This window comes from Thermomonospora umbrina (assembly GCF_003386555.1).
GTDB classification, from domain to species: domain Bacteria; phylum Actinomycetota; class Actinomycetes; order Streptosporangiales; family Streptosporangiaceae; genus Thermomonospora; species Thermomonospora umbrina.
In genome coordinates this window covers 6,544,268-6,557,752 of record NZ_QTTT01000001.1, presented here as the reverse complement: position 1 = coordinate 6,557,752, position 13,485 = coordinate 6,544,268, and the positions used below count along the sequence as shown (strand labels likewise).

General features: G+C 66.5%; 7 protein-coding genes. 3 read left to right on the top strand and 4 right to left on the bottom strand.

The window, feature by feature from the left end; translation table 11 throughout:
* Window positions 1-750: 750 nt before the first annotated feature.
* Window positions 751-2,082: a S8 family serine peptidase gene (locus DFJ69_RS29545; protein WP_147312473.1), complete on the top strand. Its 1,332-nt coding sequence runs from the start codon at window positions 751-753 to the stop codon at window positions 2,080-2,082.
* 4 nt (window positions 2,083-2,086) lie between these two features.
* Window positions 2,087-3,349 carry a S8 family serine peptidase gene (locus DFJ69_RS29540; RefSeq protein ID WP_147312472.1) on the top strand — a complete coding sequence of 421 codons (1,263 nt, stop codon included), beginning with the start codon at window positions 2,087-2,089 and terminating at the stop codon, window positions 3,347-3,349.
* Window positions 3,350-3,803: 454 nt separating this feature from the next.
* Here the strand turns inward: DFJ69_RS29540 and DFJ69_RS29535 are convergent, their stop codons facing one another.
* Together DFJ69_RS29535 and DFJ69_RS33920 are read right to left on the bottom strand one after the other, a co-directional pair.
* Entirely contained in the window at window positions 3,804-4,334 is a 531-nt protein-coding gene (locus tag DFJ69_RS29535; RefSeq protein WP_147312471.1) for a hypothetical protein, read from the bottom strand.
* Between the two features lie 366 nt (window positions 4,335-4,700).
* The gene (locus DFJ69_RS33920) at window positions 4,701-5,075 is read right to left on the bottom strand and encodes a hypothetical protein (protein ID WP_147312470.1); all 375 of its coding nucleotides are present in this window, start codon (window positions 5,073-5,075) and stop codon (window positions 4,701-4,703) included.
* Between the two features lie 100 nt (window positions 5,076-5,175).
* Here DFJ69_RS33920 and DFJ69_RS33915 point away from each other — a divergent pair, with 100 nt between their 5' ends.
* Entirely contained in the window at window positions 5,176-5,535 is a 360-nt protein-coding gene (locus DFJ69_RS33915) for a hypothetical protein (protein ID WP_147312469.1), read from the top strand.
* Between the two features lie 680 nt (window positions 5,536-6,215).
* Here the strand turns inward: DFJ69_RS33915 and DFJ69_RS29530 are convergent.
* Together DFJ69_RS29530 and DFJ69_RS29525 are read right to left on the bottom strand one after the other, a co-directional pair.
* Entirely contained in the window at window positions 6,216-6,443 is a 228-nt protein-coding gene (locus DFJ69_RS29530) for a hypothetical protein (RefSeq protein ID WP_116025617.1), read from the bottom strand.
* Between the two features lie 32 nt (window positions 6,444-6,475).
* Entirely contained in the window at window positions 6,476-13,450 is a 6,975-nt protein-coding gene (locus DFJ69_RS29525) for a polymorphic toxin-type HINT domain-containing protein (RefSeq protein WP_147312468.1), read from the bottom strand.
* Between the last annotated feature and the right edge of the window lie 35 nt (window positions 13,451-13,485).

Here is a 13,485-nt window from a genome sequence, read left to right as displayed (position 1 = left end):
ATTTGCCGTACACATCCTTCAGCGGTCGCACCGCGGTCGGCACCGCGGAGCCGGCCGACCCCACCGGCGACGCCACCGACGCCTATCCTCCGGAGGAACAGCTCCACCCCGATGAGCGTCCTGCGCGATCGATCGACCACGACCAGGGTCACACATCGCCCTGAGCCGCGCACTGCGACGGCGCCCCCGGCGGCGGCCGGCCGGGCTCGACCTGCCAGGACACCGATTGAACCGCAACCATTTCCAGTTGTTGTCGGTACACCCCAAGCGATGGATGTACACACCGAACCGCTCCCGACGCTCCGGGAGCGGTGCGCGAGTGACCATTCCGCCCCTCACGTCCCCTGGACGGTGTCTGGCCGCCTTCCGCCGGTGACGACGGAACAAGCTTTCCGGCATCCTCGCAGATCGTTGTGCCCCACCGCGCGATCGGCCTAAAGGGCAAAGTGGGCGGTGTCCCCCGACTGGATACGGCCAAAGGTTCGACGCTGCGGCAGCCTCGCCGACGATTCGAACAGCAATTGATCAACATTGCCGGAACGCGGTGACGCGCCGGTGAGTGCGCGGCAACTCGTCGGTGACTCGACCTCTCTAGTCTCCTGACCGCGACCGGGCCGAGGGCGACGACGAGGAGAAGGCCATGCAAGGCAGAGGCCACCGAACCCCGAGCGGGGCATGCATGCGGGTGAACGGACGACACCTGCTGACCTGTGCCGTGACGTCCGCATCGGACCGACGACGGCGTGATCGTTGAAAGAACCGCTGTTCGTCCGCCCGAGTCCGTCCCCGGCGCCGCGGCGTCCTTGGGGCCTGGTCGCCGCCGTGCTCTGCATGAGCCTGGTCCAGCTCCCCTCAGCCGCCGCCGTTGCCGCGCCCGAACCGGATGTCAGGCTGCAGTGGTGGTTCGACTCGTGGGCGATCGAGCGGTTGGTGTGGCCGCTGACGAAAGGTCGGGGCGTCACGGTGGCCGTCATCGACACCGGAGTCAACGCCGGCCTTCCCGACCTGCGCAACGTCGTCGTTCCGGGCAAGGATTTCACCGGCTCCGTTAACGACGCGCGCAAAGACGCCCATGAGGAGAGCCTCGGGCATGGGACGGCGATGGCCAGTCTCATCGCCTCGCAGGGCACAGGCACGGGATTCGTGGGGATCGCTCCCGAGGCGAGGATCCTGCCGATCATCTCCGACCTCGGGGAGTCCAGGATCGGCCCGGCGGTCCGTTACGCCGTGGACCGCGGCGCCAAGGTCATCAACATCTCCAAAGGGTCCTCCGTGCTGCACCGGGAATGCCCCCCGCGACTGCAGCAGGCCATCGCCTATGCGGCGCACAAGGACGTCATCGTCGTCGCCTCGGCCGGCAACACGGGTGTCACAGCGAACTTCGCCGAGTACCCGGCGTCATGTCCGGGTGTCGTGGGCGTCGGCGCGGCCGACAATCGCGCCTCCCCGTGGAAGAACACCCAGCGCCAGGGTTACGTCACGATCGCAGCACCCGGAGTCGACATCGCGGCGCTCGGCAAGGACGGCCGCGTCTGGCCGCGCGGCGAGGGCACCAGCCAGGCCGCCGCGCTCGCCTCCGGCGGATTCGCTCTGATCCGCAGCAGGTACCCGGCGATGTCGGCGCGGGACGTCGTCCGACTGGTGACCAACACCGCCGTGGACATCGGGCCTCCGGGCCGCGACGACACCTCGGGCTTCGGGGTCATGAGCCTACGGCGCGCCCTACGCCGACTCCCTCGAGCGAACTCCCCCAACCCGGTCTACGAACGCCTCGACCGCGCGGTGGCCACACCGAACCCGGCGCCCCCAGCCGCACCTTCGCCGGCGGAGGCCGCACCCCGCAAGGACACCAGCGCGTGGTGGCCGGCGGCCGCTGCCGCCGCGATCACCGCCGCGGGCGCTGTCCTCACGGTCACGGCCCGGCTGCGCAGAACCCGCGCCCCGTCTCCCCCGCCCGGCCCGGGCCCAACCCCGCCGCCACCGCTCCGGCCCGGCGGTCATCACCGGACGCAGCGCGGGCGCCGCCCGAACCGGGAGGGGGCGCGAGACGACCTCCCGCCCCCGCCATCCGCCCAGGAGTGAAGCGTTGCGACATCGGAGACGACTGGCCGCCGCCGCATCGGCGATCATCATGGCGGTCGCGCCGACGGCGGCCGCCGCGGCACCCGCGGTACCCGCAGCCCCCCGCCCGAACCCGCGCCTACAGTGGTGGTTCGACTCCTGGGCCATCCAGTCGAAGGTATGGCCACTGACCCAAGGGGCCGGGGTCACCGTCGCCGTCATCGACAGCGGCGCCAACGCGCGGCTACCCGACCTACGGGGCACGGTCCTGAAAGGCCTCGACCTCAACGGCACCCGCACCGACGGCCGCAGGGACGTCGACGACACCGGATACGGGCACGGAACCGCCATGGCCGGCCTCATCACGGCTCAGGGGCGCGGCACCGGCCTCTTCGGCATCGCACCCCGCGCCAAGATCCTTCCCATCATCGAACGAGGCCTGGGCGACCCGACGTTCGTGCGCGGCCTACGCTTCGCCGCCGACCGCGGGGCCAAGGTCATCAACATCTCGCTGGCGGCCTCACCCGGAAACCGGGAGTGCCCGCCCGCCGTGCAACAGGCCATCATCTACGCCGCGCAGAAGGACGTCGTCGTCGTCGCCGCGGCGGGCAACACCGGCGACAGCCACAACGTGCCCGAGTACCCGGCCTCATGCCCCGGCGTCGTCGGAGTGGGCGCCATCGACAACCGTGGACGTCCCTGGGAACAGACCCAGCGTCAGCCCTACGTCGTCGTCGCCGCCCCGGGAAGCGGGATTCCGGTGGTGGGCAGGGAGGGAAAGATCGTGCACACCGCCGGGACCAGCAACGCCTCCGCGCTGGCCTCGGGCGCCTTCGCGCTCGTCCGCAGCAGATTCCCGGACATGCCGGCCCGCAGGGTCGTCCAACTGGTCACCAACACCACCGTCGACCTCGGGCCCAGAGGCCGAGACGACCTCACCGGATTCGGCGCCATCAGCATCCGGCGAGCGTTGCGGCACAAGGTCCCGGCGAACGCCCCCAACCCCGTCTACGAACGGCTCGACAGGGTCCTTCGCACCCTTGCGCCCACGCCCCCCGCCAGGGGCCCGCAGACCTCTCTTCCCGCACGCAGAGGGACCGGTTCCGCCGTCCCCGCACTGCTGTCGCCGGCGGTCATCGCCACGGGACTGGTGACGGCTGCGGTGACCGCCTTCCTCGTGGTGTTGCGGCGGCGCGCCCGTCGGCCGAATGACCCATGGCACGACGGACCACGGCTCCACCCGAGCACGCCACCGCCGGGCGCTGAGCCCGGCGAACACCTCCGATGACCCGCCCACCACCACGCCGAAAGCCGTCCGGGGCCCACGCCTGCCTCCCCTACGGTCCATCAACGATGGCCCGAGGCCGAACGCGATCAGTGCCGGATGAGTCCGCACCCGGGTTCCGAACAGTGTCTCCGAGACTTCGCAGGGTGCACCGCGCGGCTGCGGGTCCGTCCTTCAACGCCCACGGCGACGGGTCGTCTGCCCGCATGTGCACCACACCGAGTCTGTCTGGGCCGGTTCGTGCGGAACCCGTCAATGCCGCCTCGACGCCACGAGCGGGCAGCGGGACGTTGACCGGGTAGGTACCGGCGACCGGCGCGAAGCTGGTTCAATTCCCGCGTGCCTTCACCTAGCGCGCTCGCGCGCCAGCGAGGCGGGCGGGGCGTCCAGTACGTATAATGCCCCACAGACCTCGACGAAGTCGCCCAACATCTGCACTAATCGCCTCACGCGCGGATCAACTCTGAAATTTGCGTAGGAAACGTTCGACGAAATCCTTTTCGAACTCGGGTTCCTCTTCTTGCAAGGCTCTGAGCTTGGCCTGCGCACTCGGAAGGTCACCGGCCAGGCCGTAGGCAATGGCGAGACGCTCGATTTCATCGAGTGTGCCGGATGATGATTCGAGCAGTTCGATAATGCCGTCCAGGCTGACCTTCGAACGAAAGTGGTCCAGTCCGCACCTTTCGATGTCCTGAGCCAGCGAGGTTGCTTCGATCATCAAGTCGTCACCAGGGGCGAACACCCATTGATAAGATGACGGTCCGGGCTCGATATCGACCAATGCCTCGGCGAAGGTGGCGTTGACGAAAAAGCGTGGAGTGGAAATGCCCAGAAGCTCCGCGTAGGCTTCCTGCAATTTTGGATGACGAAGTCCGACCGCAGGGTTTACGGCTATCGAGCCAGGACGTATTTCGAGGGAGACACTCAACCCCAGCCACGCCTGAACGTCGGGGGAAAGTGCACACACGAACACGTTGCCGTCGGCCACGCGGGTGAACCTCAAAGGCTCCACCGCGGAGGCACATGCCCGCATGACCCGTTCTTCAAAACCTTCTGGTATCAACGGGGGCGCCATGAAAAGATTTCGCCATCAGAAAATGACGTCATCAAACTTACTTTTGGCATGTATCGACCAGCGACGAAGCCCAGTGCAGCATCCGCAGCCTTTCCAAGCGGGAAATGTGAAGTCCCTCACCTTCTGTGCGACTTATTCGCCGACCCACAGATGTCCTCCATCACCACGTGACCGCTCGAAACAATCATAGAGTGGAACAAAACCCGAAATCTTCTATCCGCCTAAGAGGATCGCGGATTCCTGAAGTTCGGCACCTACTGACATCTACGAAAGGTTCGCCTACTCTAGGGCCGCCTCCGAGAAGGATCGCCGGAGCGTTCGGACAGCGCTCTCGACTCTCGATTCCTCCGCTTCCCCTCCGAAACATCGGGCCAGCGCCTCAACAATGAGGCCTTTCAAATCTGCCGCACCGAGCTTTGAAATATCTCCATTTACAGGAGCGAGAAGGACAACCAATTCTCGAACCACATCCGAGTACTCGTCGGAATTTCCCGGATATACCACGTTCATTGGATCCGCAACTTCCAGACTTCTTCCCAGAAGAGGATAAGTCACCGGAAAACGTCGCTTCAGGATATCTTGCACCACCCTCTCCTCCTCGGCGTCTCCCAGGTTCCAGAAGGGCTCACTCAAAGTCTCCTCTCCTGCAGTCATCGACGCTCCAAAATAGTTTTGAAAACAGCATTCTCGTTGGGCTTGATCTGATAGACGGCATACCCCTTAGAGTCGATCGGGACCAGCAGTCGATCAGCGCGTGCTGTATCCAGAATCGTTCCTTCGGGAAATCAGACGTCTCGATCCGTTTACCCAGGTCGCGGATGGCATCACGCCCATCACCAATGGTCGTGAAGCCTGCCTGCTCCGCGCGGGCCACGTCGATGTGACCCATGTTGCTGTCCACCACCTTCGTCGGCAGGTCACCCACTCCGCGAACACACGGTTCGTCGTTATGGACAAGAATCGCCACGTCGCCCGCGAGTACATGGTACGTGTGAGCGACACCGTCTGCGGCATGCACGGCGGCTTCCTCTTTGTGCCGACTCCGTCAAAGCAGTCGCGTTGCAAAACGCGCCCTTGGGGGCAAAACTTGCAAGCTTCGCGGCGCGCGCTCTAGAGCAAGGCCGAGAGTTCTACTGGACCAGCCGATCGCCTGCCCGATTTCCATCTCGGCCTTGCATTCACATACGCCATGTTCACACGCTCTTCAAAGGCGAGCACATCCACCACCTCATACACCTGAGTCAGAAACTCAGTAGCACTCGAAGGGCCACCCATCACGAACGAATACTCAAGGAGATCAACTGCCGACTTGGCGATCGTACGGTTAGAGATGGATGCGAAGCCCGCTCCGACCCACTCGGCTCTTTGAATCAAGGAAGAGCCATTTCTGGTATCGCATCCAGCATCATCATCGCACGGTCCGGCCTTTAGTTGGGGAGCTTGAGATTGATCCACCAATTGGCTGACGTGCGGCCGAGTTCGTTGAAAATCGGCGGCACGGGCCGGACGCGGTGTTGATCGCGGACGGCACGCTGGTGCCCACCCACGACCGGAGTGTGTCGGCGTTGGCGAAGCACTACCGGTACTTGGTGAACATACAGGTCATCATCGATACCGATACCCGTCTGATCGTCGCGGTCGGCCGGACCGTCCGCACAGCCGAAGGGCGGGCTTCGCTCAGCGATTGGCAGTCGGCCGAGTACGAAGCGGCCCGCGCGGACCGCCTGCAGATCACTCGACGACCTGAACCGTCATCCACGGCATGGCCCCCCATTCCACCGATGTTCGCTTTGTCTATTCAGGCACCACTAGACCGATCGCCTCGGGAAATTGCATAGCCATGGCTCTTCTGTCTGGCACTTCTTCCTCCGTCGCCACTTCCCGGAACAGATCGATCAGCGCCTGCCGAACTTCTTCAGAAACAGTATTGAGAAGGTAGCCCACCGGCTCGGTGATAGTGGTGGCCACATCGGGGTCAATGTCATCATCATCAGAGAGTTCGATTGAGATGATGAGTTCCATGACGGCCTTCGCCAGTACTCGGTCTACACTGGTCAAGGTGCTACGATCCTAACCTTGATGTTCGTGATCAGCTGTTGCCCCAGGATCCGACGAGCCTGGGCGGCGGTTGCGGCGTTGGGAACCTCCCAAACCCCCCCCAATCCGTTCTGCTCCAACGCCAGCGACTGATTCTGAGCCTGCCTATAAGTCTTCGGGAACCCGGTGACGTTCAGCTTGCGATCGATCATAACACCATTGACAGCATCGTAGCCGTCGAACTTGATCTGGCTGAGCGTGTTACTACCTGCCTTGTAATACTGAAGCGCGGGTGCCTTACCCGTCAGCGAACCGATTGCGCCAGCATCATAGGTTCGAGCCGCAGGGCTCATATTGGCATTTTCGTTAACCCAGTGGATTTCACCGTCGCAGTTGTGAACAAGTATCGGGGTGTCACTCGCCAAGGCATAGTACGTGTGTGTGTCGGCGATGGTGAGGTTGTGGACGCGCTGGGCGGGGGTTGTGCGGGCGCGGGTGGACTTGATCTTGATGGGTGCGCCGGTGTTGGTGTGCAGCCACATGCCTGGGCGGAGGTCTCCAGCGTCGGTCCAACCTCCGAGAATCCCCGGGACCCAAAAGGGGTGTTCATCGGTGGCGATGATGGGTTCGGGGCCGCCGCCGTCCAGGACTCCCGTGCCGACGGTGATCTCGACGAGTTCCTTCTCCCCGGCCGTCGTGATGGTGGCCGTGACCGGCTGTGCCTTGGTTTCACCTGTTTCCGGGTCGGTGGCCATGACCTTGTCGCCGACTTCGATGTCCTCGATCGGCTTGTGGGTGCCATCCGCCATGAGGACGAGGGTTCCCGGCACGAAGCTGCTGCAGCCTCGGCCGCGGCCGCTGGGGCGGGCGACCCTTCCCGCGCCACGGGTGGCTACGGCGAGGATCGCGAGGCCCATGACCTTTCCTGCCGCGTCGAGAGGTCGTCCGTTCCTCACGTCCTCGACAATGGGGTCGATCGTGTCGTGGTACATGTTGATCGGGTTGAGGGCCTGAGCCACGGCACCGCAGGTTCCCAGGAACCTCATCTTCCCGATGCAGCCGACGACGTTCTTGCCCAGACCGAAGGCGCCCTTGAGTCCGTTGAGGAAAGTTTCACCAGCGACTCTGTTGACCTTGTTCATCACCCAGCTGCCGCCACCCCCGTTGGAGCCGCCGCCGCTGGAGCCACCGCTACTACCGTCCGACCCCTCGTTGTTCTGCTGTTCCTTGGCCCGCTTCTGGTTGTCCTCGACGCAGGACTCGCTTGACGGTGAGCAGCCATAGGGGTCGAGGCCGTCGGGGTCGCTGAGGGTGACGGGATTGTTCCCCGCGTAGGCGTAGCCGTTCCAACTCTGGGGTTCGTCGAGGTTGAAGAGCGGGTCGATGCTGACGAAGCGACCGGTGTCGGGGTTGTACTCGCGGGCGCTGAGGTGGGTGAGGCCTGTGGGGTCGTTGGTGCCGCCGACGTAGCCCTTGTCCATGAGGGCGGGCCATGCGGTGGTGCCTTCGGTGCGGCTGCGGGGTTGGCCGAAGGGGGTGGTGCGGCGTTTGCTGATCTGGGTGAGGTCGTGGCCGTCGATGGCGATCTGGCTGGTGCCCTGATGGTCGCCGGTGAGGAAGGTGACGGCGTTGGTGGTGCGTGTGGCGAGGGTTTGTCCGGCGTGGGTGTAGTAGCGGGTGGCGGTGGCGGTGGCGGTGTTCTTGGGGACGGTGAGTTCCATGCCACCGGGCAGGTAGAGGGTGGTGCCGTCGGGGTCGCGGCTGATGAGGCGATCTCCGTCGGCGGTGTAGACGTAGGTGGTGTCGCCCTTGCCGGTGCCGTCGGTGCCGCCGGTGTCGGTGATCTTGGAGATTTCGCCTTCGTGGTTCCAGTCGAAGGTTTGGGTGCGTCCGCCGATGGTGCGTCGTTGAGTGTTGCCGACGGTGTCGTATTGGTAGGTCTCGTGGGCGTCGGCGGCGGGTGTGCCGGCAATGGGACTGGTGCCGGTCTGGGTGACGGCGCCGAGCATGTGGCCGGTCACGGAGGTGTGGGCGCCGGGTTGGCCGGCGTAGGTGTAGGTGCGTTCGGCTTGGACGTTGCCGGTGGTGTCGTACTGCTTCTCCCAGGTGCGGTTGCCGGCGTCGTCGTAGCCGTAGCCGATCCGGTAGGGGTCCGGGCCGGCGATGGTCGCCGTGGCCGGGTCGGTTGCGCAGGTGGTGGTGTTCTGGGTCCAGGCGTCGGTCAGGCGGCGCAGGTGGTCGTGGTCGAAGCACTGGGTGTCGGTGCCGCCCAGGCCCTGGTCGGTGATGCGGGTGACGTTGCCGGCGTGGTCGTAGGCGTAGGTGGCGTCGCGGACGTAGCCGTTGATGTTCTCGCGGATGACCGAGTGGCCGGTCAACTGCCCGGTGACGGGGTCGTAGCCGTAGGTGGCATGGATCGTGGGACCGCCGGAGGACATGACCAGGCTCTGCAGTTGGCCGATGTTGGTGTAGCCGGTGCCGTCGACGTAGGAGTCGATGCCCGACAGTCCGGTGGGTTGTTTGAGGTCGTTGTAGGTGTGGAGCAGGATCTCGGCGGGCAGCCCGCCCGCTTCGGGCAGGCTGGCGGTGCGCAGGGTGCCATCGGGGTTGTAGCCGGCGCCGAAGCTGTAGGTGTTGGTCAGGCCGGTTTCGCCTTCGGGGATGATGACCGAGGTCATCGCCGGGCGGCCGAAGGAGTCGTAGGTGTCGACGCGGGTCTTGTACTCGCGGACGACTCCGTCGGGTCCGGGCGCGTGACGTGAGGCGAAGGTGAGGGCGCCGGTGCGGACGGTGTCGTAGCCCCAGGATGCGATCAGCGGGCCCTTGGCGCCGTCGACGCCGGCGGCGTGGGTGCGGAGTTTGCGGCCGAGGTTGTCGTAGTCGTGGAACACCTTGCCGGTGTTTCCGCGCTCGTCCTGGACCCAGGTGAGACGGTCGAGGTTGTCGTAGCCGTGCTGGGTGGCGCCGCGGTCGGGGTCGGTGGTGTGGGTCTTGCGGCCGCGAGTGTCGTAGTCGTACGTCCAGACCTTGCCGGTGGGACCGGTGACCCGGATGAGCCGGTCGGCGTTGTCGTAGCCGTATCGCGTGGTGACGTAGTCGGTGCCGGCGGGGGTGGCCGCGTTGTACTGCCTCAGCTCGAGTTTGCGGCCGCGGGCGTCGGTGTAAGTGGTAGTGGGAGTTCCGCCGGTGGGTGGGGTGACGGTGACGGTGTCCAGGCCGCCGGCGGCGTCCACGCCGTAGGCGTAGGTGGTGGCGTAGCGTTCGACGACGTCGCCGGTGCCCTCTCGCAGAGCCTGGCGGGTGGTGCGGCCCAGCCCGTCATAGGTGTTGCGGATCTGGGACTGCACCTCGCCTTCGGTGACCGGGCCGAACAGGGCCGGTGTGGGTCCGGCCTGGCGATTGAAGTAGGTGGGGTAGGTCGCGTGGACCTGGCCGCGCGGGGTGTAGAAGGTGTCGGTGATGACACGGCCGCCGTTGGGGCCGGGGGCCTGGGTCTGGCGTGGCCGCAGATGACCGTCGTACAGCGTCCAGGTCGGCGGGCTCATGGTGCCGTCGTTGGTGACGGTCTGCGTCCCGACAGCGACGATCTTGTTCTCAGTGGTCTGGTAGGTGTGCACCATGCTGGGACCGAAGCCGCGGCCGCGGTCGCGGTCGGGCAGCCACACATTGGTGAGTCGCCCGAGGGCGTCGTAGTGCGTTTCGGTGAGCCCACCGGCCGGGTCGGTGGCCGCCAGCGGCCGTCCGAGCGGGGTGTACAGGGTCGTGGTCGTGGTGTGCGGCTTGGCTCCCGCGGTGGGGGGCGGGCCGGTCAGGGTGATCTTGCTGTCGAGCCCGCCGGAGGTCGGGGTCTGAGTGGTCACGGTGGAGACCACGTTGCCGTGGGCGTCCTGAACGTGGGTCGGGCGGCCGTAGCCGTCGAAGCCGGTGACCGCCGACACCTTCTGATAGGTCGGCTGTGATCCGTCGGCGGCGGCGTGGGACACCAGCCGGTCGGTGTAGGTCACACGCCCCTTGCTCACAGACTTGAAGGCGCTCTGGGGCTGGGTGGCGGTACCGTCGTAAAAGGTCCGCACATCCGAGATCACGTGCTGGGTGCGGTCCAGCCCCGTCCATGCGCAGGAGCCCTGGGTGACCTCGGTGCGCGCGACATAGGACCGCATCCATGCGTCGCCGGTGTTGTCGGCGTAGGTGTGGCGGGTGCAGCGGTCATCGCCGCCGCCGGGCCCGCCGAGGTCGGAGGACCAGCTCAGGCGGCCCGTGTCGGCCTCGTGGTCGTGCAGGACGGTGGCCTGCCGCCAGCTCCCCCCGCCCATGTTGGTGAAGGTCGTGTTCTGCCTGGTGACGGTGATGTCGGCGGTCACCGTGCCCCAGGAGCGGGTCTTGGACGCCGTTTGGAAGTGGCGCGGCAGCTTCTGTGTCCAGGACACGATCGGGCCGTCGATCCCGTTGCGCGGCACCGTCCGCAACTCATGCCCGGCGAAGGCGGCGTGATCGGTTACCTCGCCGTCGTTGCCGTGGTCCACGGTCACGGTGCGGGTCTTGGTGGCATCGGTGCGGGAGGTGCGGTCACCGTGCATCCCGCGCAGGAAGTAGCGATCGGTCTGCGCGGTCATCCCGGTGTCCCCACCGGTCCGGACGATCACCTTGCCGTAACCGCGCCACTGTGACCAGGTCTTGTACTTCTCCTTGGTCAGCCCGTCGTCGTCGTCGAAGTGCCAGGCCGCGCCGCCCTCGTAAGAGTATTCGGTGATCTGGTCGGGGGCGTTCCCGGTCCGATCCTTGGTCTGCACCGAGGTGACCACGTACTTGTGGAACCAGTCCAGCGTCGGATCGACGCCGCCGTCGTGCGCCCAGTACACCGGGAAGCACCGTCGCGTGTTGGTCTCGGGCGTGGGCTTGGAGGTGGCGCTGCAGTCGGCGGTGGAATAGGTCGCGGTGACGGTGCCGCCTGAATCGTCGGCGATGTGATACAGCCGTTCGCGCATGTAAGAGCCGGAGGTGCCGGGGACGCGGTTGTCGCGGCCCACGTAGGTCAAGGTGACCTTCGGCAGGGTGATCGGGGCCGATGTCGCGCGTCCGGTGTGCTGGATCGAGGTCGGCAGCAACGTGTAGTCGCTGTCGCTGGTCCCCCACCGGTGCGTCAGCGCCCAGTGGTCCACGTCCCGCCAGTCGGCGCCGTCCGGTTTGATCGTCTGTGTGGTGACGGCGGTGAGGAGTTTGCGGGTCCAGAACGTTGGCGAGACGGAGCCGTTGAAGTCCTTGCACTCGGTGCCGGACTTGCAGTTCAGGTCGTACGGGGTGTCGGCCCAGCGGCCCTCGTGCGCGTCGATCTGGGCTGGGTCGCAGTTGGTCGCCGTGTCGTCCAGGCAGCGTTCGGCCGAGGTGAATACCACTCGCGCCGGCGGCTTGGCGTAGGCGGCGTTGTCGCGCAGGCCATACTCGATGCGCGCGAGGGTGCCGCCGCGGACGTAGCGGGTCTCGTCGGCGGGCTTGAGGTTGCGGCCGTAGTAGTTGACCTCTTGGTCGTAGTGGTAGGCGATCGCGTTGCCGTTGGGATCGACGGCGTAGTCCAGGTTCCACCGCCACGCCTGCTGGCACCACGAGTCGGAGAAACCGGTGGTCTTGTGGCAGGGCTCGCCGGAGTCGTCGCCGAACACTGGAACCGTCCACGTCGAGCCGCTGCCGGGCTTGCCCTCGCTCCAGCCCGGCAGCCGGTGCTTGCCGAAGTAGTAGCGGGCGCCGTCGGTGGTGGTGACCTTCCAGTACTCGTTGTCGTCGTCGCCGTTGTCGGTGTTGGCCTCGGTGCCGGTGAGCTTTTCGATCCGGGTGCCGTCGTCGTTCTTCAACCGCCACGTGCCGTCGGAGGCCGGGATCAGCTCGCCGCCGCGGCCGTTCCAGGTCAGCGTGGCATTGCCGTAGCCCCAGCACAGGTCGCCGGGCGAGTTCCCCCATTGGTCCTTGGGCGCGCCCTCGTCCTCACACGACTTGTAGCGGCGTTCGATGAACCCGGGCCACAGCTCGAACCCCTCCCCGACCCAGGAGGACTGGGCGTTGGCATTGGAGGTCTTACCGTCCACCGCCCCCGACGAGTACGAGATCGCCACCTTCGGCGCCAACCCGCCCGGCACCGGCGGCACCCGCATCGGGTACGACCAGGTGAACTCACCCGTGTTCGACCCTGCCTGCCACGTCGAGGACGCCGACAACTGGGTCGCCCCGTAGTCACCCTTGTCACCCGCCGTGCCCGTCTCGGCGGCCAGCACCGTCGTCCCCTCGGCGGCGACCGGCGTGCGCGTCAGCGCGCCCGACAGCGACCGGACCCGCGGCGTCACCGATGCGGACGGGGAAGGGAAGGCCGAAGGCGTCGAGGATCCCGCCGGCGTCGGCGCCCCGCGAACAGGGGCGGCGTCGACCTGCGCGGTCAGAGTCTGCTTCACCGGGTCGTTGGCCGTCGGCACCGGCACCGCACGGCGGCACTCGGCGCGCTCCGGCGTGGTGAGCACACACGCCGGATACCGCACCAGCCGCAATCGCGAGCCGTACGAGCCGCCGAACGCCGACGCGAACCCCGAGTAGCTCAGACCCACCGTGATCCGGCCCGCCGCCCTGCCCCCATCGACACGGCCGACCGTGAACAGCACGCCCTGCACCCCGGCTCGACCCGCGGTCTTGCGGTCGAGCATCTGGACCTGGACCCGTTCTGCCCGGGCTCGTTCACCGGGTGCGGCGACCCACACCGGCAGGTTGCCCGCCCGCGCCGTGCGCCCGCCATCGGGTACTGCCGTCTCGGCCACACCCGGCGCCGGCCATACGGGAGCCGCCAGGGGCTCCGTCGTCAGGCCCTCACTGTCGGCGCCACGACCCTTCACTCCCAAGGAACGACCTTCGACCGGCTTGGCCTGCCGGAACTGCCGCGCCTTGGTGGGGCCGTCCGGCGCCGCCGACGCCGGAACCGGCGACAGCACACCGGCACCCACCGCAACGGCGGCCACTGCGGCGACCAGGCTACGAGACCGGCCCGGACGGT